19 protein-coding genes are annotated in these 22,298 nt (G+C 36.9%); 6 read left to right on the top strand and 13 right to left on the bottom strand.

Translation table 11 applies throughout. From position 1 onward, the window contains the following. Positions 1–442: 442 nt before the first annotated feature. Positions 443–874, bottom strand: coding sequence for a hypothetical protein (locus tag AOLE_RS07170; protein ID WP_013197448.1), 432 nt, complete (start codon positions 872–874; stop codon positions 443–445). Positions 875–1,300: 426 nt separating this feature from the next. On the opposite strand from AOLE_RS07170, the gene AOLE_RS07165 reads away from it, so the two are divergent. The 3 genes from AOLE_RS07165 to AOLE_RS07155 all read left to right on the top strand — a co-directional run bounded on the left by AOLE_RS07165 (position 1,301) and on the right by AOLE_RS07155 (position 4,797). After that, on the top strand, positions 1,301–2,974 hold the full coding sequence (locus AOLE_RS07165; protein ID WP_004791750.1) for an FMN-binding glutamate synthase family protein: 1,674 nt from the start codon (positions 1,301–1,303) through the stop codon (positions 2,972–2,974). A 210-nt stretch (positions 2,975–3,184) separates the two neighbouring features. Beyond that, positions 3,185–4,240: a linear amide C-N hydrolase gene (locus tag AOLE_RS07160; protein ID WP_013197447.1), complete on the top strand. Its 1,056-nt coding sequence runs from the start codon at positions 3,185–3,187 to the stop codon at positions 4,238–4,240. 62 nt (positions 4,241–4,302) lie between these two features. After that, on the top strand, positions 4,303–4,797 hold the full coding sequence (locus tag AOLE_RS07155; protein WP_005306413.1) for a hypothetical protein: 495 nt from the start codon (positions 4,303–4,305) through the stop codon (positions 4,795–4,797). A gap of 55 nt (positions 4,798–4,852) precedes the next feature. Here AOLE_RS07155 and AOLE_RS07150 read toward each other — a convergent pair whose 3' ends face one another. The 5 genes from AOLE_RS07150 to AOLE_RS07130 form a co-directional block, all read right to left on the bottom strand. Beyond that, positions 4,853–5,881 (bottom strand): alpha/beta hydrolase, encoded by a 1,029-nt coding sequence (locus AOLE_RS07150; RefSeq protein ID WP_005306414.1) that lies wholly within the window; start codon positions 5,879–5,881, stop codon positions 4,853–4,855. Beyond that, on the bottom strand, positions 5,881–7,002 hold the full coding sequence (locus AOLE_RS07145) for a YdcF family protein (protein ID WP_004791740.1): 1,122 nt from the start codon (positions 7,000–7,002) through the stop codon (positions 5,881–5,883). The genes AOLE_RS07150 and AOLE_RS07145 overlap by 1 nt, the downstream gene beginning before the upstream one ends. Positions 7,003–7,006: 4 nt before the next feature. Further along, on the bottom strand, positions 7,007–8,041 hold the full coding sequence (gene murB / locus AOLE_RS07140; RefSeq protein WP_013197445.1) for a UDP-N-acetylmuramate dehydrogenase: 1,035 nt from the start codon (positions 8,039–8,041) through the stop codon (positions 7,007–7,009). A 19-nt stretch (positions 8,042–8,060) separates the two neighbouring features. Next, complete coding sequence (locus AOLE_RS07135; RefSeq protein WP_013197444.1) at positions 8,061–8,564, bottom strand: low molecular weight protein-tyrosine-phosphatase; 504 nt, start codon at positions 8,562–8,564, stop codon at positions 8,061–8,063. A gap of 363 nt (positions 8,565–8,927) precedes the next feature. Then, a complete protein-coding gene (locus tag AOLE_RS07130; protein ID WP_013197442.1) occupies positions 8,928–9,155 on the bottom strand; it encodes a tautomerase family protein in 228 nt (75 codons plus the stop codon). A gap of 62 nt (positions 9,156–9,217) precedes the next feature. On the opposite strand from AOLE_RS07130, the gene AOLE_RS07125 reads away from it, so the two are divergent. Next, positions 9,218–9,688 carry a winged helix-turn-helix transcriptional regulator gene (locus tag AOLE_RS07125; RefSeq protein ID WP_013197441.1) on the top strand — a complete coding sequence of 157 codons (471 nt, stop codon included), beginning with the start codon at positions 9,218–9,220 and terminating at the stop codon, positions 9,686–9,688. An 87-nt stretch (positions 9,689–9,775) separates the two neighbouring features. Here the strand turns inward: AOLE_RS07125 and AOLE_RS07120 are convergent, their stop codons facing one another. Next, positions 9,776–10,549 carry a DUF4882 family protein gene (locus AOLE_RS07120; protein ID WP_023274191.1) on the bottom strand — a complete coding sequence of 258 codons (774 nt, stop codon included), beginning with the start codon at positions 10,547–10,549 and terminating at the stop codon, positions 9,776–9,778. A 420-nt stretch (positions 10,550–10,969) separates the two neighbouring features. Then, positions 10,970–11,281, bottom strand: coding sequence for a YcgJ family protein (locus AOLE_RS07115; RefSeq protein WP_013197439.1), 312 nt, complete (start codon positions 11,279–11,281; stop codon positions 10,970–10,972). Between the two features lie 348 nt (positions 11,282–11,629). On the opposite strand from AOLE_RS07115, the gene AOLE_RS07110 reads away from it, so the two are divergent. Continuing rightward, positions 11,630–12,787, top strand: coding sequence for an iron-containing alcohol dehydrogenase (locus AOLE_RS07110; protein WP_013197438.1), 1,158 nt, complete (start codon positions 11,630–11,632; stop codon positions 12,785–12,787). Beyond that, entirely contained in the window at positions 12,787–13,221 is a 435-nt protein-coding gene (locus AOLE_RS07105; protein WP_013197437.1) for an acyl-CoA thioesterase, read from the top strand. The genes AOLE_RS07110 and AOLE_RS07105 overlap by 1 nt, the downstream gene beginning before the upstream one ends. A 46-nt stretch (positions 13,222–13,267) precedes the next feature. On the opposite strand, the gene AOLE_RS07100 is transcribed toward AOLE_RS07105, so the two are convergent. From AOLE_RS07100 to amvA, 5 genes are all read right to left on the bottom strand, one after another. Then, positions 13,268–15,496, bottom strand: coding sequence for a phosphocholine-specific phospholipase C (locus AOLE_RS07100; protein WP_013197436.1), 2,229 nt, complete (start codon positions 15,494–15,496; stop codon positions 13,268–13,270). 323 nt (positions 15,497–15,819) lie between these two features. Then, positions 15,820–17,973 carry a DNA polymerase III subunit gamma/tau gene (locus AOLE_RS07095; protein ID WP_013197435.1) on the bottom strand — a complete coding sequence of 718 codons (2,154 nt, stop codon included), beginning with the start codon at positions 17,971–17,973 and terminating at the stop codon, positions 15,820–15,822. Positions 17,974–18,096: 123 nt separating this feature from the next. Beyond that, complete coding sequence (gene cpaB, locus AOLE_RS07090) at positions 18,097–18,729, bottom strand: metalloprotease secretion chaperone CpaB (RefSeq protein WP_023274187.1); 633 nt, start codon at positions 18,727–18,729, stop codon at positions 18,097–18,099. Between the two features lie 22 nt (positions 18,730–18,751). Then, positions 18,752–20,533 carry a metalloendopeptidase CpaA gene (cpaA, locus tag AOLE_RS07085; protein ID WP_013197433.1) on the bottom strand — a complete coding sequence of 594 codons (1,782 nt, stop codon included), beginning with the start codon at positions 20,531–20,533 and terminating at the stop codon, positions 18,752–18,754. A gap of 257 nt (positions 20,534–20,790) precedes the next feature. Then, the gene (gene amvA, locus AOLE_RS07080; RefSeq protein WP_013197432.1) at positions 20,791–22,269 is read right to left on the bottom strand and encodes a multidrug efflux MFS transporter AmvA; all 1,479 of its coding nucleotides are present in this window, start codon (positions 22,267–22,269) and stop codon (positions 20,791–20,793) included. Between the last annotated feature and the right edge of the window lie 29 nt (positions 22,270–22,298).

The raw sequence follows: 22,298 nt of genomic DNA, 5'->3' as shown, positions 1-22,298 counted from the left end.
TTCAAAGCGTTATTTTTTTACTCTACTTACGGCGCATAATACAAAAAAACAACAAAAACACTAACATAACTTTCATTCTAAATATCAATTAATAATTCAACTTCTGATGAATTTCTCAATTATAAAAATTTTTATGGTTTATCACGCTTTTTATATCGATTTTCGATACTTTTATCTAACTTTTGTTAGTTTTACTAAAAAAAGTATAGATTTTCATTAGTTAAAGTTTACCATCACTTTTAGTATTTTATATTTTTTTAATTTTTGGTAAAAAAAGCATGAACAAAAAGTAAGCTACTGATTGTTCTATATATTTTAAATGAATAAGAAAAGAATATTTTATGAATAAGAAATCTAAGTAACTTATAGATACTTCCAGGATTTTTTTAAGAATTTTTAGTACTTACACAATTTCCCCCTACAAAAAGAAGTTCGTGTTAGCTTAACTATTTCTAAAAATTAAATGAAAAATCAAGCCAATAAAACCACCTCCCATAGCAAAACCCAACTGTATATAGGCTTTACCGTACCAAGCTAACTCCCTAAATTGATAATCTGCACTTTGCGACCCCATTACTAAAATATTTTTAATGTCCCAACTATGGAATCCTTTAGGTCTTTCTGCAAAAAAATCTAGAATAGGTGTAAACCCAAAAACAAAAAAAACACCCAGTAAGGGATAAACGATAAATCCAGGAAAAATAGGATTATTCTTCCTTTCCATAGAGTCGAATATTAAAGTTGCAGCAACTAATATACTTTGTACTAAAGCGACTTTTTTAAAAGTATCTAGATCAAAACCGAGATAGAACATTAAAGTTAAGAACAAAACCTCTGTGAGAAAAACAGAGCAGATTAATAATTTCCAATTCATTTCAGTCCTTAAATGATTTTTTAGAATCTTATATAATTGTAGTCATGTGTATTAAAAAAATATTTCAATTTATTTATATTAGCAAAAAATAATTAAATAGCACAACATTAATTAAATCAAAAAAAAAATACAAACAAAAAGTTATTATTAATTAAATCTAAAGCTAAATTTAATTAATTCACACACGTTTTAGAAAATCATTCAATAAAATATAATAATTAAATATTTTATAATTTATCTCACTCTAAAAGTCTTCAAATTAAAAAGTATTTATATATTTACATACTTTCTTTTAAAACATTTCTAAATTGAGTGAACCTTTGAATGGCTCTTTGTTTTCTCTTAAAACTAACAATTCCATACTTGTAGTTTCACGTGCTTATTGGCAAGGTATGTACCAGTAAAACATTAGGAATTTGTTCCAATATGGCGAGTCCAGCACAAATCATTCGACATAAATTTCTCAATACATTCTTTTCGCGCCATTCTCTCTGGTTCTTATGTATTTTTACTGCACTAAGCATCACCTGGTTTCGAACCGTATACACCCCTCACAGTATCTATTATTTTATTTCTGATACTCTCCTTAACGGGTTATGGGTGCTTACAGGTGCACTAAGTTTATTAGGCCTTTATGATGTTTTGCAGAATAAACATTCAATTCTAAGAAACTACCCAATTATGGGGCATTTCCGTTTTTTGTTTGAAGATATACGTCCAGAAATTCGCCAATACTTTATTGAAGCGGATCAAGATGCTCTACCTTTTTCTCGTATGCAAAGAAGTCTAGTTTATCAGCGTGCTAAAAATGAAAATGCAGATAAACCATTTGGTTCAATCATTGACGTTTATCAAGAAAATTATCGATTCATTGTCCATTCAATAAGCCCTTGCCCACCAGCAGATCCAAAGAGCTTTCGTATTCAGGTGGGTAATGCACAATGCCTTCAACCGTATAGTGCATCAATTATGAACATCTCTGCCATGAGCTTTGGTAGTTTAAGTGCCAACGCAATTCGTGCGTTAAATAAAGGTGCGCAGTTAGGTGGTTTCTATCATGATACTGGCGAAGGTAGTTTAAGCCCTTATCACCTAGAAAATGGCGGTGATATTGTTTGGCAAATTGCCAGCGGTTATTTTGGCTGTCGTACTTTAGATGGGAAATTTGACGAGCAAAAGTTTGCCAAGCAATCTCAATTACCACAGATCAAGATGATTGAGCTGAAGCTTTCCCAAGGCGCAAAACCAGGCCATGGTGGAATTTTACCTAAACATAAAATTACCGCAGAAATTGCTCAAATCCGTGGTGTTTCTCGCGATCATGACTGTATTTCTCCTGCAAAGCATTCTAGTTTTTCTACTCCTATTGAAATGATGCATTTCTTACAGAAATTGCGCACATTATCTGGAGGTAAACCAGTTGGTTTTAAACTGTGTATTGGTCAACCTTGGCAATTCATGAGTATTGTTAAAGCAATGCTAGAAACAAAAATTGTTCCTGACTTTATTGTCGTTGATGGGTCTGAAGGTGGTACAGGCGCAGCACCGATTGAGTTTAGCGATAATATTGGTACTCCATTACGTGAAGGCTTACGCTTTGTTCATAACACCCTTGTCGGTGCAGGGTTAAGAGATCAAGTTAAGATTGGTGCGAGTGGTAAAATCATTAGTGCATTCGATATTGCCAGTACTTTTGCGCTAGGTGCAGATTGGGTTAATTCAGCACGTGGTTTCATGTTTGCTGTTGGATGTATTCAGGCACAAAGCTGTCACACGAACCAGTGTCCTGTAGGTGTTGCAACCCAAGATAAAGACCGTCAAAAAGCAATTGATGTACCAACTAAATCAGAACGAGTATTTAATTTTCATAAAAATACATTGCATGCATTATCAGAAATGATTGCTGCGGCTGGTTTACGTCACCCTTCTGATATTAAAGCTCACCATTTGGCTCAGCGAGTAAACGACCGTGAAATTAAGAACTATGCTCAATTGCATTTTTTCTTAAAAGAAGGCGAACTTTTACAGTCTGAACTTAATAATGACGATGATAATTTTTATTATCGGATGTGGAATATGGCAGATGCCAATCACTTTTAATCTATATTAACTTGATAGATTGAGCATTACATTTAGAGTGTGATGCTCTTCTATATTTGAAATGAATATGTGATTTCCCTTTAAATTTCATTCCCCTTTTAATTTGTCTTTAATAGATTTTTCACCTAATATAAAAGTATAAATAACGTACACACTTTAATTTTATTTAATAAAAATTTTTTAATGCTTATAACAAGAAGGTATCTCATCATGTTGAAAAAAACATTCATCTCTTCTTTTGTCGCACTAGCAGTAGGTTTGAGTAGCTATGCTGTTGCTTGTACACGTGCCGTATATTTAGGCAATAACCAACATATTATTACTGCTCGCTCAATGGACTGGAAAGTTGATACGGGTACAAATTTGTGGATTATGCCAAGCGGGGTTAGTCGTGACGGTAGCGCAGGTTCCAATTCAATAAAATGGACGTCTAAATATGGAAGTGTAATTGCCACAGGCTATGAAGTTTCCACAACAGATGGAATGAATGAAGCTGGCTTGGTTGCTAATATTTTATGGTTAGTGGAGTCTCAATATCCAGATGTGAAAAAAACGGATAAGCCTTTACTCAGTATTGCGGCATGGGCTCAATATGTACTCGATAATTTCGCAACTGTCGATGAAGCAGTTAAAGCATTAGAAAAAGAACCTTACACGATTGTGACCGATAATGTCCCAGGCGAAACACGCCTCACTACCCTGCATTTATCTATTTCTGACAAAACAGGTGATAGCGCAATTATTGAATATATTGGTGGAAAACAAGTGATTCACCATAGTCGCAGCTATCAAGTCATGACTAACTCGCCTACTTTCGATAAGCAACTTGCACTTGCCGAATATTGGAAACAAATTGGTGGAACAATCATGCTCCCCGGTACAAACCGAGCATCCGATCGCTTTGCACGTGCATCTTTTTACATTAATGCAATTCCTAAAAATGATGATAGTAAACAAGCTCAAGCCTCTGTATTTAGTGTCATTCGAAATGCATCTGTTCCCTATGGACTAAATACCCAAGAAGAACCGAATATCTCTTCAACTCGCTGGCGAACTGTGGCCGATCATAAACAGATGCTTTACTTTTTCGAGTCAGCACTATCACCAAATGTATTTTGGGTTGATTTGAAAAAGATTAATTTTAAAGATGGTAAAACTCGTAGACTAGATTTAGGCCCCGATCAAAGCCATATATATGCAGGTGATGCCACTTCTTCTTTTAAAATTGCAAAACCATTTGTATTTTTAAGCCCATCTATGCGTTAATTTATGTCAAAATTTACTACACTTAACATAAATAATATTAAGCATACTCTCTTGGAATTTATATGATGAAGAAATCTCTACTCTTATTGGGTTCATGTCTACTTACAGCGGCTTGTAGCACCACACAGGTTAGTACAACAGCTCCTAAAGAGGTAAAGACAGCGGGTCAGCTAAACTGCTCACCAACTGAACTATGCCCAAGCTTGCTCGTGAAATGGAACGAGAATCAAAAAGATCAGCTTCGTGTAGATGTTCATTTAAGTAGTAGTTATAACTTTTATGATATTAACGAGTTAACATTTGATATTGATGGGAAACGATTTAACTATCAACCTGCTCAATCAACTGAAAAAACGAATGTGAGCCGATTAGTTCCTAAACATTCTACAACTTTCTTTATTATTCCAAGTAAATTCTTGCAAGAGTTTAAAAGTGCTCAAAATGTAAACGTTTTGATAAAAACGGATAAGGGAACAATCGAACGCAATATGTATAGTCCACAAAAGCAGTCTTCGGTTTATAAAAACTTTATGCAGCTTTATCAAAATTCAAAATAAAGTACAAAGATTAACTCATGCATCTATCCAATTTTTTGGATAGATGCATTATTTTTTAATAATAAAAATGTTTTGGCTTCGCATGTAAAAATGCTGGAATCAATCCCGTTAAAGCTGCACGTATATCCGCACGCTCATTAATTAATTGATGAGACCCTTCTTCTAGCATTAATAACGTTTGTAGTCTAAATTTACGACGAATAAATTCAATGTTGTAACGCCAATCAACTGTCTGATCGAGAGCACCTTGTGCAAGCCAGACAGGAATACGACAAGCTGGCCGCTCTTCCATTTCTTGCATCCATTTAGACATTGCCAAAATCCAGTCCATGCCCATCATTCGAGGTTGTAAAGGATCTTTTAAACGAATGAAACGTAAAAATTCAGGATTATGATTATTACGTCTAAAGTGTCTTGGTACTTGGCGCTTAATACGGCGAATAATGCCCAATCCAACTGGGTTATGCCACCATGCTGTTTTTGCAGGACGAATCAAAGGAGAAAGTAACAAAACTCTATCTACAATCGGATCTTGGCGTTTTTCAGCATATTCCAATAAGTGATGCATCCAGATTGCACCACCCGTACTTTGACCAATTCCTACCCAAGGTTTCGGTAACTGATCTGCATGTTTTACATATTGATAAACAGCCATCAGAACTTGTTGATAGTGATCAAAATTTTGAATACTTGCTGGTGAGCCATTGCTTAAACCATGCCCTGGTAAGTCATAGGTAATGACACTAAAGCCTTGTTCAAGAATTTCACGAATAATAGGCTGATAAATACCACTATGCTCAAGATAGCCATGTAATAAGCAGACAGTACCTTGTATTTTTTCTATTTTAGGCTTGAAAACTTGCACATGTAATCGGAATAAAGGCATTTGAACATAGCCCTGCCAATGATCACATTCAAGTAAATGCAAACCATACAACTTACGGTAAGCCAGTAAATCTCGAGACGGTTCTTCTAATGTATTTAAATTAAGTGGACTTAAAACCTGTGGCGTAAGATCACGGTTAGGAACCGGCAAATCTAATTGTTTTAATACGGCAGGATTGAGAAATGGGATATCTGACATTAAGGTACCTCTCGACAATCACTTGAGCCAAACAACATGTCGCGAATTGTCGCAAGTAATTCATAATTTGCACGACGGCTATGATCGTAATTTTGCACACTTGGTTGCCAGCGTGTCAGTGGTGTTGGCATTGGAGCCACAACAGGAATGGTTTCAATACCATTTAAAGCAAATAGTCGACGAGTACGCGGCATATGGTATTCATCTGTAACCAACATGACCGTCGGTGCTCCACCCTTTTTCTGAAGCAAGAGAGAACTGAATCTTGTATTCTCACAAGTATTCATACTACGTTTTTCTAGTAACTTTGCATCAACTCCGCGCTCTTTTAACCAAGCTTGCATATAAGGTGCTTCAACACCGCTAAGTACAATAGGAAGCTGATTTTGTTTTTCAACTTCTAAGGTTTTTTCCAGTCTCAAGCGTGTATAACCATTAACTACAATATCTTTTCCATTTTTATCAAGAGTCAAACCACCACCTAAAACAACAATTGCATAAGGTTGTGATAACTTTTTAGCTGGAGCTGGTAAAGGATTTTTACGAACATACTCGATTTTCTGTTCAGGTTCGCTAACAGCTTTTTGATGTTCTGGCACTACAGGTTTTCGTGCTAAAAACTCGGTATATTGCTCTGTAAGGGCCTTATTTTCTGAACTATTAATAAAGAGTGCTTCATCAATTGGGCTACTTGCTTCATCAGCAGCATCAATTTCTGAGTTTTTCACGACTAAAGGAACCGTTACAGAAGCGGCCGCCTCTGAATCTTGTTCCTTTTCTTCTAAAAGAATAATTTGCTGCAAAGCCTTATAGTTTTCTTGAAGATAAGTCAGATCTGTTGTCTTTTTTTCACGTAAAGCTTTTTCAGTCAGCTTTAAATATGCTTGACGAGCAATCCATAGATTTGAACCCGGCTCTAAATTATCATGTTCACTTAATGCAGCCTGTCTCTGACTTTCAGCGGCGACTTGATTCACATCAACCGGTACAAAATAATTAAGTCCAGCTACAATTAATTTTGAATAAAACGGCGAATATAAAAAAACCACGAAACAGCCTAATAGTACAAATAGCACGGTGACTACTTGTACTAAACGTACCATTAAGTGTACTTTTGGCATAAAACTATTCCGTATGATTTTCAATTAAACCTAAACTGTTATAAAGCACAGGCTCTGGTTCTAACATAATATGGAAACGCTGATCAACATCATGTTGTACAGCCTGATAAGTTTTCTTTACATCAGTAAGAGATGCATTGGCATAATTCACCAAAACTAATGCCTGTTTATGAAACATCCCCACCATATCGAGTTGCTTCCCTTTCCAACCCGCCTGATCAATTAACCATCCTGCTGCAATTTTAACGTTTCCACTGGCTTGAGGATAATGTGGAATTGTTGAGAATTGTGTGATTAGACGTTCAAATTCTTGAGAATTAACAATCGGATTTTTAAAGAAACTACCTACATTTGGATACTCTTTTGGATCAGGGAGTTTACTTTGGCGAATATGGATCACTTGATTTTGTAAGTTCTCAGCAGTCTGATTGTCTCCCACTGCTTGCTTCAAATCACCATAGTTAAGTTTTAAATGTAGCTGTTTAAGTAATTTAAAAGTGACATGCGTGATGATGTAACGGTTCGGATCATCTTTAAAAATACTATGACGGTAAGCAAAATGGCATTCGGCTGCTAAAATTGTCTGAGTTTCTTTCAATTTACGGTCATACACTTGTACCGACTCAATAAACTCACCAACCTCAACACCATAAGCACCAATGTTTTGTACAGGTGACGCACCTACTAAGCCTGGAATAAGCGCTAGATTCTGCAAACCAAACCAATTTTGCTGAGTGCTATATAAAACAAAATCGTGCCAGACTTGACCTGCACCTACTTTAACCCGAACGAAATCATGATCTTCAGATAATACTTCAATTCCTTGAATATCAAGATGAATCACTAAAGCATTGATCTGCTGCGGCAACAACATGTTACTACCGCCCGATAACACAAGTACATTTAAATGATGCTGCTTAGCAAAATCCAAAGCTTCTTCAATATCCTGAATATTACCGACTTTTGTGTAATGTGAAGCTGTTGCATCTAAACTTAATGTATTGAATGGCTTAAGCTGTACCTGATTTTGAATTTGCATTGTGTTGAAAAACCTATTCTTAAACATTCAATTGTTTTTTTAAAATATTAACCCACGCCAAACTACTAGACTCGCATTGGTCAAGTACGCGCTCGAAGCCATCAGCACCACCATAATAAGGATCAGGTAAAGCTTGTTGTAGATATTGAGGATCATGCTCACTCATTAAAGCTACTTTTGCACGAATTTGATGAGTACCAAACTGAGAAACCGCACTTTGTAGCATGTCATGAATATCATCAAAGTTTTGGTGATCCATTGCCAAAATCAAATCAAACTCTAAAAAGTCTTGTGTTGAAAGCTGCCTTGCACGTAAAGACGACAAGTCATAACCTCTTTTTTTAGCGTGCAACTGACTACGCTGATCAGGTGCTTTATTTGGATGATAATTACTCGTTCCAGCTGAATCGACAATGACATTAAGTTGATGTGCATCACAATAATGTCTGAAAACCACTTCAGCCGTGGGAGAACGGCAAATGTTTCCTAAACAGACGCATAACACCTTATATTGTGTTTCCATTAGAAACTACTTCCAAGCATTTGAATTAAATAGAAATAAATATGGAGCATGTAAAACCCTGACAGAACTATAAATTATTGTCAGAATCGAATTGACCATTGTGACGTGTTGCATTTTGTCAAAACTCACATGGCTTGAAAAGGAAAATAATGTTTATCAATAGATTAAAAGTTGATAAATCAGCCGACAAAGTAGCTGACTTTCTAATTTTGAATAAAACAATAAAGCCCTCCGAAGAGAGCTTTTACAGCAAAGCAGACACTTACATTATTAATAATTATATGAGCTTTACCTCTTAAAACAGGTTAGCAAATACTTAACTTGCAACTTATGATTTACTAATACGTAAAAGAACCAAAATAATCATTTAACTGTACTAATTAACTCAATCATTTCCTTCGTTGGCCTTAAGCTACCTAATTGCCACTGTTCAGGTGGATGTTCATCAATTCGAATCCAGACATGCTCTTGAAAAGCTGGATTTCCCTTTCCTTCTATCTCTACAAATAAATCTGTTATTCGTTTAAAAAGCTCGGCTTTACTATCTTTATCTAGTAAACCCTCTATAGTTTGTATATTTATAAATGGCATAATGCTACCTGAATTAAGTCTAGGTCTAAATTATAGACTCATGTTAATTGGAGCTCCATAGAATGTCAAATATTATTCCAGATCATAGATTTTCAGTAGATGTATGTGGAATCTTCAAAATTGCTGAGATATTGAACGATAGTTGGACGATCCTATTGTTGAGAGAAGCTTTTTACGGCGTAACGAAATTTAATGATTTTCTAGAAAATACAGGTATATCGAAGCAAATTTTATCTAATCGTCTAAAACACCTCATTCAATTAGAAATATTTGAACTATCAATTTATAAAGAAGTGGGTGTACGAGAACGTAAAGAATACTTACTCACCAAAAAAGGTAAAAGTCTAAATATTGTTTTGCTTGCCATGCTTGAATCTGGTAGTAATTTTATTGAAGCAGATAAAGATGTCGTGAAAGTTTTTAAGAAGAATTCAGATGATCAACTCAAATTAAAGCTTGTTGATTCATCTAATCAAGTCATAGATCTTAATAATCTGGTATTGAAACTCATTCCTCGCAGAAATAAGGAATAATTTGTTCTGTTCATCTCACTTTCGTTTAACTGTAAAAAAGCCACTCGAAAGTGGCTGATGAGAATTTTTTTAAATTTAACAAACTTTTTACAAAGCTACTCCACAAATATCTTTGGTGCCAGTAGGATAAGTTTGTGTAATTTTTGATTGATCAATTAGAAACTCAATCGAAACATCTTTATTCGCATCAGTTGCTGCTAAATCATAAAAATTAGAGGTTAATGAAAAATACAAGTTATCTAGTTTGGATGGGAAAGTAGCAAAATATCCTTTGTTAACCCCATTAAAAACTAAACCAACTTGATTAGAGTTCTGATTAATATAGATACCAATTTTTTGGTAGCCATCGGAAGTACTTTCCGGAGCTAAGTTAAAAAGATCAGAAACTACCGCGCTATCATTTGAAGTCGTTTTAATATAAAAGTTATTAACCGTAGGCCCATGTTGGTACGCAACTATAAAATTCACAGCTTTACCATTCTGCATAATACCTGCTGCTAGAGCTGGGAAAATATTTACATACCCTGTATTACCTAACGTAGGAACTTTAATTTTATATTCAAACGCTACAATTCCAGAAGTTGGTATTACTTTATCCCCTCTGGTGTATAACATAGCAGATGAATCATTTGCTGCTAGAAATCGTGAAAGGTAATCTTGACTATAAGCCGAATAAATGGGACTTTGCTGAGATGTCTTATAAGAAAAATTATTTCCTGTAATAGTTGGAAACTTCTGAATAGAAGGATTACCTAAAGATTGCAATTGAGTTAGTGTCGCATCAAAGTTATAAGTACATTCTGCAAAAGTACTCCCTACTCCACCAAAGCTCATTATTGTCGCTAGTATTATCTTTTTCACATCATTATCCTGTTTTTATTTTGAACACTTAGTATAAACAAGTGGGTAAATATTTTTATAAAATCCGATAAGTGACAAACATACGGGTAGTTAACTATTTTGAATAACATCTTTGATTTTCTAATTAATTCATTAATTATTTTGCTTTACTATTCATCTATGATAATTAAGGATTTAATGTGTTAAGAGTCCGCATTAATTAAAACAAATGCTACCGTAATCATAATTGCAAGCCCATAATTCTTTAAATGCCAGTAATACAACTTATCAAACTAGTTTTTATTGATATATTCAGAAAACCTAAATAAAAAACTGATTTTTCAGAGCTTATATAGTTTTTAGTTAGTAATCTATTTTATCTTATATTTTCTAGAGAAAAGCCCAAATATTATGGGCTTTTAAGCAAAATGAAGACAAAAATCATTTATTTTTAAAAAGTTTATCAGTCATAGTTCTATCAATCTTGCTACGGTGCCCATTCTCAAAATATCGATCGACATGGCATAGTTTTGTCTTGGTATCACAGAACACACCATTTGAGAGTGTAAATGCTGAAGTATCAAAATCGCCTTGAGAGAATGCTCTGTTGGCTTTATGAGTTCCTAAGTATTTGGCTGTAAGTTTTTTAGATATACCCTTCTTGTCAGCACAAATATATTTATCACAAATTACACCTTTTTTAGGTGAATAGACGCTAGAGCTAGTTTTAGCCATTACTGCGGAGCTCAGCATGAAGCAAGTGCATCCAATAACACTAAGTAAAGTTTTAGAAATTTTCACTTTTTGAACCGAATAAAATTATAAATTGTTAAGACATTATATGTATTAGCAGCCTTCAGGAAAATCTACAGCCCCCTATAAATAACAAAAAGCCCACCTTTCGATGATCTTTTAAATTACTTACATGATCTCCATCTATCGTCTGACTCTGACCGCATGAAAGTAGTGACTATCTCATATAACACTCGACATAATAGCCTCAGAACTACTTTATTTTAAGGTGTCTTATGCTAAGTTATTTGAAGATTGAATCTTATAGAACCATTCAACAATAATTTTCAAAAAAAGGAAATAATGTATATGAGCCATTTTCAATTTCAAACCGTTCCAAATATCATCTCTGGCTTAGGCTCTATACAAGAATTACAAAATGTTTTGTCTTCAAAAGCTTACCGTAAGCTATTGCTAGTCACAGATGCAGGTATGGTCAAAAATCAATTGCACCTGCCAATTCTTCAAATTTTAGATAACCTCAACATTGAATATGTCATTTATGCAGATGTTCAGGCTGACCCACCAGAACAAGTTGTTTTAGATGCAGCCAATTATGCAAAACAGCAAAATGTAGATGCCATCATTGGTTTTGGTGGAGGCAGTTCTTTAGATGTTGCAAAAGTTATTGCTTTACTCGCCCACCCTGACCAAACTCAAAGTTTGCAAGAGATGTACGGCGTAAACCAAGTAACCACTGCTCGCCTACCACTTATTTTGATTCCAACGACAGCTGGTACAGGTTCTGAAGTAACGCCTATTTCAATTGTGACTACTGGCGAGACAACAAAAATGGGGATTGTCTCTCCAATACTGTACGCCGATATAGCAATTCTTGATGCTACTTTTACTCAAAACCTTCCAGCACATATTACCGCTGCAACAGGTATCGATGCGATGGTACATGCTATTGAGGCATATACCTCTAAACACAAGAAGAATATATACACCGATATTTTAGCTAAGTATGCTTTGAAGTTGTTAAATCATAACTTACCGAAAGTTCTTAAAGATGGTAATGATTTAGAAGCACGTCAGAACATGCTGTTCGGCTCAATGCTCGCAGGTCAAGCGTTTGCAAACTCACCTGTTGCCGCTGTACATGCTTTAGCTTACCCACTGGGCGGTCATTTTCATTTGTCACATGGACATACCAATGCCTTAGTGTTGGTTGAAGTATTAAAATTTAATGCGCCCAATGCAAAAAAATACTATGCAGAGCTTATGCAATGGCTCGATCCATATAGCAATGGGAGCACTGATGGCTTGTGTGATCTGTTTATTGACCATATGCAGAACCACTTGGACCGTAGTGGTTTAACTTTAAAACTTAGAGATTTGGGTATTGATGAGTCGAGCTTACCTCGGCTTGCACAAGATGCCATGTTACAAACTCGCTTGCTACAAAATAACCCACGTGACATGACAGAAGCCGCTGCTTTAGCAATTTATCAGGCGATTCATTAATGACTAAACCCGTTTTAAAAACCCGAGATCAATTTAAGTTCTTTTTAGATATTCAAACGCGTTGGGCAGATAATGACATCTATGGTCATGTGAATAATGTGACTTACTATAGCTACTTCGATACAGCAGCCAATGCATTGCTCATTCAGAAAACAGGTTTTGATATTCATGAAGCAAAGTCAATTGGGTTAGTGGTTGATTCAGCTTGTAGCTTTTTACAAGAGTTATCATTTCCAGAAATTATTCAGGTAGGTGTGGCGATTGGTAAAATTGGTACGACTTCACTACGTTATGAATTGGCAATCTTTAAACAAGGTCAAGATCAAGCCTCAGCTCAAGGGCATTTTGTGCATGTGTTTGTTGATCGCGAAACGCGTAAGACTGTTCCAATTTCTGAGTCAGTTCGTGAAGCTTTAAAAAGTTATTTATTATAAAAAATGGGGCAAAAGAAAATGATCTGTTCTTTTTGCCCACCTAAACTTACATCATTGCAGGATCACTAAAAGAATCTTCACCCGTTTCAACTCGGCCCGCAAAACGTCGGTAATAGTACGGATCACTCTGACTCGTGATTTCAAAATCATACCAATGTCCCACGTCAGCCAAAGTCCAGTGTTGCTTAACAACCTGCCCCGCTTTTACGGTAAATTGTAACGGCGCATCTTGTCGATATGCACAAGGTTTTACCGTCAAAAGTGCGTCCTTGGTTCCTTCATTCATGAGTTCTACGTAAACATCACCGTTAGCAATGTCATAGCACACTCGAATTTCAGGTTTAACGCCACTATCAACAATACGTTGAGTATCGCCTTTAAAATGACGATGGTAGCCATTTGGGCCAAGTACCCATAAGTCGTAACGGCCCAAGTTATCTTTTAAAGCATCCCATTCGTCATCTAGAGTTTTATTCGGCTCGACAATATAACGCTTTGGAATAAGGTCTAGATTAAGTTTGTCATACACATGGAAAACCGCCGCTTGATGACCTGTATTAGAGAAAATCAATTGCACTTTACCATCGGCTTTACAGCGCGCGCTGGTGTGCAGTTCGTAAGGTAGCGCACGCGACAGACGTATGCCACTTTGCTGAATCGGTAACTTAATATCAGTAGGTACAGGAACAGCTGGTAAAGCTTCTTGATTTTCTCTTAGCTCATCGGCCTGCAAACGTGTCTGTTTCCCGTTGAGCTGCGGTAAAACATCTGCATTTGGTGTTTTAAAGTTAAATGCACTGGTTAAATCACCACACACTGCACGACGGTATGGACTGATATTCGGCTCTTTTACACCGAAACGTTTTTCTAAAAACATGAGCACAGACGTATGGTCAAAAACTTGCGAGTTCACCCAACCACCACGGCTCCATGGTGAAATCACATATAACGGAACACGAGGACCCGGACCATAAACTCGTCCATCAGGTGTAGGCTGAGAATGACTTCCTTCAGGCGCAGCGTGGTCAAAATACTCATCCTGCATATCTGCACTACTTAATGTCGATTTGCCAGCGTATTGGCCATTTTTGAGTCGAGATGGTGCTGATGGTGACGGTACATGATCAAAGTAACCATCATTTTCATCGAAATTGATAATGAGTGCTGTTTTACTCCAAACCTCTGGTACAGCAGTTAAAGCATCAATAATTTCTTGAATAAACCATGCCCCTTGGACAGGACTTGAAGGATCAGGATGTTCACAATAAATTGATGGTGCATTAATCCAAGACACTTGAGGTAACTTCCCTTCACGAATGTCGCGTTTAAAAGCGTCAAGATATTCTTCTGGTTTATTGCCCGGCAATGTATTTGCAATGCCTTTATAGAGTGGATTTTTGGCATTATCCGTTGCAGCATCATAGGCTTTATACGGTAGTTTTTGACCCGTATCCGCATAAGGTTTATTCGGTTCGCCGCCACTTGCAACCGGATAACCAGAAGCAATGTTCGCCTTTCTAAATGAACGAAATGCCCCAAGCATGTTATCGCCCCATTCATCCGGCATATTTTGATAACAAATCCAGTTTACCCCTGCTTCTTCTAAACGCTCCGCATAAGTCTTCCATGTATAACCGCGATCTGCCGTAGCTGGATTACCATCAATCCAGTCCCACTCATTGTTTACAAATGAACGCTTGGTCGGTGTTGCACCATTTGTACCCGTTAAATGATAAGAACGGTTTGCATCTGTTCCAGTGTGCATAGAGCAATGGTAGGCATCACAAATCGTAAAGGCGTTCGCAAGTGCAAACTGATATGGAATTTCTTTTTCTTTAAAATAACCCATGGATATATCAGTTTTATGGGCTGGCCAATTCGCCATACGCCCATTGTCCCAAGCCAGCTGACTGTCATTCCACGTATGCGGCGTACCATCTGCACGCTGCGCATTATTGGCTGTACCATCTAAGTGAAAAGGCGTTAAAACTTGCCCATTACTTCTAAGCTGCTCCCAGACACGGCGACCACTTGGTAGAGGAATTGTAAAACGGTCAGCAAAACCTCGAACACCTTTTAACGTTCCAAAGTAATGATCAAAAGATCGGTTTTCCTGCATTAAAATAATAACGTGTTCAACATCCTGAATGGTGCCAGTTTTATTGTTTGCAGGTATTGCTAAAGCTTTTTGAATACTAGATGGGAACGCTGCCAATGCCGCTGCACCAAAACCCATATTTAAAGAATAATTTAAAAATTTACGACGTGTAATCATGATCAGGTTCTTTTTATTATTTAAGTTTATGGAGCACAGCGCATTACAGGCTTTTTACCTGTTTCTGGTGTACTTGAATTATCATTTGCTGAGTCGTTACAACCACTCAGCAGAATCGCGCCGATTAATAAAAAATATGAATATTTAAAACAATTTATTCCAGTGCATTGCCTTTTCATTGCTATGTACAATCCATTTAAAATCTAAAATGGCTAACATAGAAAAGTACAATGACAGTGACATGACCCAAATATTTCAATCCAGTGAAAAATATGAAAAGTCTATTATTTTCATATTCTGCACCAGATCAAAATCAGATGAATTTAAGGCTTTAATTGAATATTTTGTAGTTCGCCATCAAAAGTTTCTATGAGACTCTTAATAACTGGCTGTTGCTGTAACAGCTCGGCTGCTCGGTGAAAAGCTTTTTCTTTACGCGCACTTTGAATGGTATATGGTGTAGATGTATTCAAAGCACCATATTCAACTGTAAATTGAGTATTCGGCCATTGCTCATTTAATGCATCAATAAGGCCTTGCTGCAATTGGGTCAGCATATTTTCATATTCTTGAGGAATATGGAAAATAGTATTGCCGCCAATTTCACCAGTCATCACACCATGCTGCGCAAGTTCTTGAACAGCGGGTGAAAGTTGACTATTTCTAAACCAATATTCCCACTTTTCAAGTGACCACTCACCTTCTAAAACTTGAGGAGCCAGCTTCAAGATATCTTGAGGCATCAGCTGCCCGTTATCAGTTTCGCTAGACTCTTTCACAACTGCAACTGTTTCTGTTTGAACCATTACTTCGGCTTGTACAAATGACTGTTGTTCAATAACAGGTTCAGAAGACAAATCAGGAGTTATAGGCGCATCTTGATCAAGGGAAAATTCAGCGCTAGATGTCTCAAACAAACCTTGAGGCTCAGCAGAAAAAGCTGATTCTGGTTCAATTTGTTTTGCTTGGGTTTCTGCCTGAACTTGTACAAACTTTTGTTCTGGTAACGGAATGAAATCTTCTTCCAGAACACTAACAGTCTCGTGAACAACTGCTGACTCAAGTCCAATCAACTCATGATGATTTGGATCAAATACCATTAAATCCTGATTAGACTGAGGTTCAGGTTCAGGTTCAGGTTCAGGTTCAGGTTCAGGTTCAGGTTCAGGTTCAGGTTCAGGTTCAGGTTCAGGTTCAGGTTCAGGTTCAGGTTCAGGTTCAGGTTCAGGTTCAGGTTCAGGTTCAGGTTCAACCATAACGGGTTGACTAATAACTTCAACAGGCTGAACAGCACTTACAGGAGCAATATCTTGAACTTGTTGCTGTACTTGGTGATTCATCACTGCTTGTCCATTTTGTTGAACAGGCTCTGATACTAAAATTTCATTTGGCGCTAAAGGACGGAATGCTAATAAACGTAAAACGCACATTTCAAAACCTTGCTCTTGCGTCACGGCAAGTTGCAAGTCTGAACGACCTTTACATGCGATTTGGTAATAAAGCTGCAAATCTTGAGCAGAAATCAGCTTAGACAGTTGCATGATTTTGCGATTGATTTCATCGCTATATTTCAAACTCAAATCAGGTAGATATTGCAAAATTGCCAATTCATGCAATGTCGAAATCAACTGATCAAGCACCAGTGAAACATCTAACGCTTGATGTCTAAATTGCAATAAAAGCTGACTAACTTTCTCACGTTGGTTCTGATGAATCGCTAAAATCAAATCATAAATAATTGTACGATCAATCAAGCCAAGCATTTCTTTAACATCTTGATGATGTACAGAACCTTGACCATAAGCAATGGCTTGGTCAGTTAAAGATAATGCATCACGTAATGAACCTTGAGCAGATTCAGCAATTTGCCAAATTGCATCCTGATCGGCATTAATTTGCTCTTTTTCAAGAATAGCGCCAAGGTGCCTGGTAATTTCATCGACAGCTAAAGGTCGTAGAGTAAATTGCAAACAACGTGAAATGACCGTAATTGGTAACTTTTGTGGGTCAGTCGTAGCAAACAGAAACTTAACGTGTTCTGGTGGTTCTTCTAGTGTTTTTAATAACGCATTAAAAGAATGCGTAGAAAGCATATGCACTTCGTCAATCAGGTAAACTTTAAAACGACCTTGCGTTGGCGCATAAGGAACGTTGTCTAAAAGTTCACGTGTATCTTCTACTTTTGTTCTTGAAGCAGCATCGATTTCGATCAGGTCAATAAAGCGACCTTCATTTACCGCTTTACACGTTGCACAGACTTCACACGGCGTTGAAGTCACACCTGTTTCGCAGTTCAAACACTTGGCTAAAATACGTGCAATTGTAGTTTTACCTACACCACGCGTTCCTGTAAATAAATAAGCATGGTGCAGACGACCGCGTTCCAATGCACTACTTAATGCACGAGAAACATGGTTTTGCCCCACTAACTCATTGAAATTACGTGGACGGTATTTTCTAGCAAGTACTTGATACATGTATGCTCCTTTTTACAGGCATAAGCATACTTTGTTTTTAAAAGAGTGTGAACGCATAAAGCTCATATCCGTACAGATAAACTGCGAACTGACTTCTTTTCTCTACCAGAACCATTTATTTGTCTAAGGATGATCATGATGTAGCTCTTGATCAGTTACACCTTCATCCATGGTTTGGACCAGCCCTACACCATCCTTAATTTCAGCCGAATAATTTCCTTTCTCAGTAAAAATCTGCATGATCGTATAATGGTCTTTTTGACTTTGAGTAATGGTAAAGAAATTCTGATTTGGATCGCCCTGATCAAATTTTCCAGTCCACCGAACAATATCTTGGTCAACAGGTTCGATCTCTACAATTTTCCCTGTGCGATTAATGCTATATTCCAACATTTGAAACTTAACAGTGTCACCCACTTTTTTAAGTTCAATCACATTTGGATCATATTTAATGATCATACCTTTAGCATTTTTAAGTAGCGGAAAATTAACATTAGAAGGAAGCTGATCTTTTTCTATTTCATTAAAAACAATCTGTTGCTGAGACAACTTTTCCTTTTCTGATGGACTCAAATTCAGCATATTTTGACGAGCAAATTCATTCTGACGATCTGCCACTTTTGGCCCAGACTCTTGTCGACTTTCTAAAGGCGACGTTAAAGCAGAAGAGCTTTGCTGTGAAAAAGCAAACCAGATTAAAACTGCTAACGCCACACAAGCGATAGCAGTTCCTATTAACAATTTATTTTTCTTCATTATTTACAGCTAAAAATAGAGATTAGTTATATAGAGAAATTTTCTGTGCGTTCAGGTTAATGACGCTGACAGCATCAATTTTTCCTTCTTCCCCTAAACGTACACCATATTTAGGGTTGTATAGGTATGGACTCGAATAAAAATTAATATTATTGCCACCCATTGCGGTGCTTCCTAACGGATGAGCAAAGCCTGAGCCAATATTGGTTGAACCATTATGGTACAGACCAAGATTGTGCCCGACTTCATGGCGCATAGCGGCAAAAGAACAACCCGCAATATCATTTGCACCAATCATATTATATGCAGAAGCATTGATCCAAGCCCAACCACAGCCACCGTCACCAGGTTCATTACCTTGATAATAAACACCGTCTGCCAATACACGTTTTCGCTCATTTTGTACCGTCGTGTCATCTCGTCCAGTCGAAATTGCTTCTTTTAAAGTAGTAGCAGGGATTTTATAAGTTAAATAGCCCACATCTCTTAAGTAAAAACGTGCATTCGAATTTTCAGCAGTTAAATTTGTTAAATTTACGCCTTCAATCATTCTAAGTTTTGCAGCGCTCTCACCTAAAATTGTATTTACTTCTGGACTAGAAACTAACAACATATCAATTGTATAACTATCTACTGTCCAACCTTGAGCGGTGTAAATAAAACGGCGATTTTCACCATTTTTAATTGCAGTAGATAAGCCATTAGCGGCATTAATATAGGTGTCTGCCGACGCATTCGACACAATAACCACCTTATCCCCGACTTGAGCTTTAGCGGGTAGCTGCAAGGTTGGCTGCCAATTTGATGTAGACAGTTTCACCTTTAAAGTGGGCTGAGTCATATTCGGTAAAGTTGTAGGGATTGTTGCCGATGAATCAATCACCTTTGTTGGTGAAGAGATCAGCTGCCAATATCCTTTGTCGCTTACATACATAAACTCATATTGATCGCCTGTTTTAAGCGTTAAAGTCGCTTGGCTATTAATATTGGTGTTATTAATTTTTGCAGACCAAGTCGCTGTAGACTTGATAATAATTCTATCTCGATCACTTGCAGTGGTAGGCAAAGTGAAATTGGAAACCCAATTTCCATCTCCAAATGCAATTTCGGTAAGTGGACTACTTACCGCGGCTAAAGATGTTCCGATTTGCTGAACATTTAGCTTCTGAGGTTTTATATATTCTGGCACCCATTTTCCTAAAGCAGAATAATATTTAAACCAATATTCAGATCCATTTTTTAATGTAAAACTGCTCGGGAAAAGTAAATTTGTTTTATCAATATCCGAATTTGCACTTGCTGTAGAAGCAACTTGTACGGTTGTTCCGTCACGTACGTCACTTGGTAAAGCAATGGTTTGTGCCCATTTGTCATTTTGAATGAGTACTTTTTGCATTGATGCGGTTGTTAAAGGTACAACCTCATAGTTAGTACCATTGGTAGGACTAACCGTCGCTAACTGAGCAATCCATTTATTTTGACTGCTATTAAAGATGAATTGATAAACATCCCCACTATTTATCTTCAATACTTCTAACGGAATATTCGTATTAGAAGTATCTAAATAACTACTATAGGCGGCACTAGAACGAATTGTAATTTTGTCCGAATTATTAGCACTTGCCGGTAAAGAGAGATTTTTGACCCAATTCCCATTTGCTAAAGAAAATTCTAAATCTGAATAACCAGATGGTATTGATCCACTATTATTATTCTGATTTGGTGAAAGTACAGTTGCGGCATACACAAGTGAAGACGCAACAATTGCTCCAATAATAAGTGATGTTTTTAATTTAAAATTCACAGCGGCCTCTTTTATTTGTTTTTAGATTTTCGAATAGCAGGTTAACAAACCATTTTTTCACAGTCAATTTTCGATCAATCAATTTTTCATTAAATTTCAATTACATGAATATTTAATCATTTTGAAATAAAAACATGAAATTTATTAAAGAATGGGTTGTTTATGAGAATTAAATAACTAAATTTATTATAAAGAAAATATTAAAAAAGACATTTGAGGGTAAAAAGAAAGATAAATCTCTCTTTTTACCCTTTATTTTAGTTTACTTTCTTTGGAAAGCTAAACCAGACAAATACAGTTAAAAGGAAGAAACAAATGGCGGAGATTGTAAGCACCCAACTATGCGCATAGCTAAAAGCTTGCTGAGCAACTGCAATTAATTGCCCTCCCAAAGGGCTTTCAAGGTTAGAAGCTAATTGCATGGTTTCGCCAATCGATATACTCGCTTTTTCAATTAAGTTCGACGGAAGCTCTGCTGGTAAAATAATTGAGCGACTATAAAACCAAGACAACATTAACCCGAAAATAGCGACACCTAAACCAGCACCAAGCTCATAGGCCATACCTTCAATCGCACCTGCTGCACTTGCCTTTTGAGGTGGGACGGATGACATAATCGCAGCAGTTGAAGCCAGTAATGCAATCTCAATGCTAAAGCCTAAAAAGACCATACACGTCCACGCTAAAAAGTGATCAGTCGAAAAGTTAAGCTGGGCAAGCCCCCATAGACTAAATCCACTTATTAAAATACCAACAGTAGATACAAGTCTAAGCCCCCATTTATTTAAACAAATTCCTGCTAATGGACCACCTAAACTAATCGCAATCATGAATGGAATAATAAACATGGCTGCCTGTAATGGAGAAAACCCATGCACAAACTGCAACTCTTGAGACAAGAGTAATTCAAACCCAACCAAAGCAATCATGGAAACCACGGCCATAACAATACTGGTAGAAATCACTGGATGCTTAAACAATTCCAGATCAATCATTGGAGTCGTACTTCTTTTTTGGCTTCGAATGAAGTGAATTAATGTGCTTATACCCACCACAAACATCACAACCGTAAGTACCGAGAAGTTGTACATTGCCGATTTGATTGAATAGATGAGGCTTAAAATTGCCACGACTAAAATTAAAGCTTGCCCTAAGTTAATTGGCTGATCAGTTTTCTCTTGTTGTTTTGGAATGATCATCGCGATCATGACCAGAACCACTAAAATAATCGGGATATTGATGAGGAATACTGCTCCCCAATGGAAATGTTCTAGTACAAATCCACCAACTAATGGACCAAAAGCTGCTCCGCCACCACCCACTGTAGACCAAAGACCAAGTGCAAAATTTCTCTGCTTTTCTTCGGTAAAAGCATTACGAATGCCTGATAAAGTGGCAGGAATAAGCATTGCTGCCCCTAGACCTAAAACAGCACGGGAAGCAATTAAGGCGTAAGCTGTTGGAGAAAAAGCCGCAGCTAACGAACCGACTCCAAAAATTGCAGTTCCAATAAATAATAATTTTTTAAAGCCAATACGATCACCAAGTGCACCCATCGGTAAAATCAAACCCGCCATAATCAGTGAATAAATATCAATGACCCATAAAAGCTGATTGGCAGTTAAATTCAATGCTGCACTTAAAGATGGTGTTGCAACATGCATCACCGTTGCATCAATCGTAACTGGTAAATATATAAGGACGATAATTGTCAGGATTAACCATTTTTTTTGCATAACGCTCTTCAATATCCAAAACTTGGACA

Source organism: Acinetobacter oleivorans DR1 (assembly GCF_000196795.1).
Taxonomy (GTDB): domain Bacteria; phylum Pseudomonadota; class Gammaproteobacteria; order Pseudomonadales; family Moraxellaceae; genus Acinetobacter; species Acinetobacter oleivorans.
Note: the sequence above shows the minus strand (reverse complement) of the source record. Positions and strands in the feature narration are given on the sequence as shown.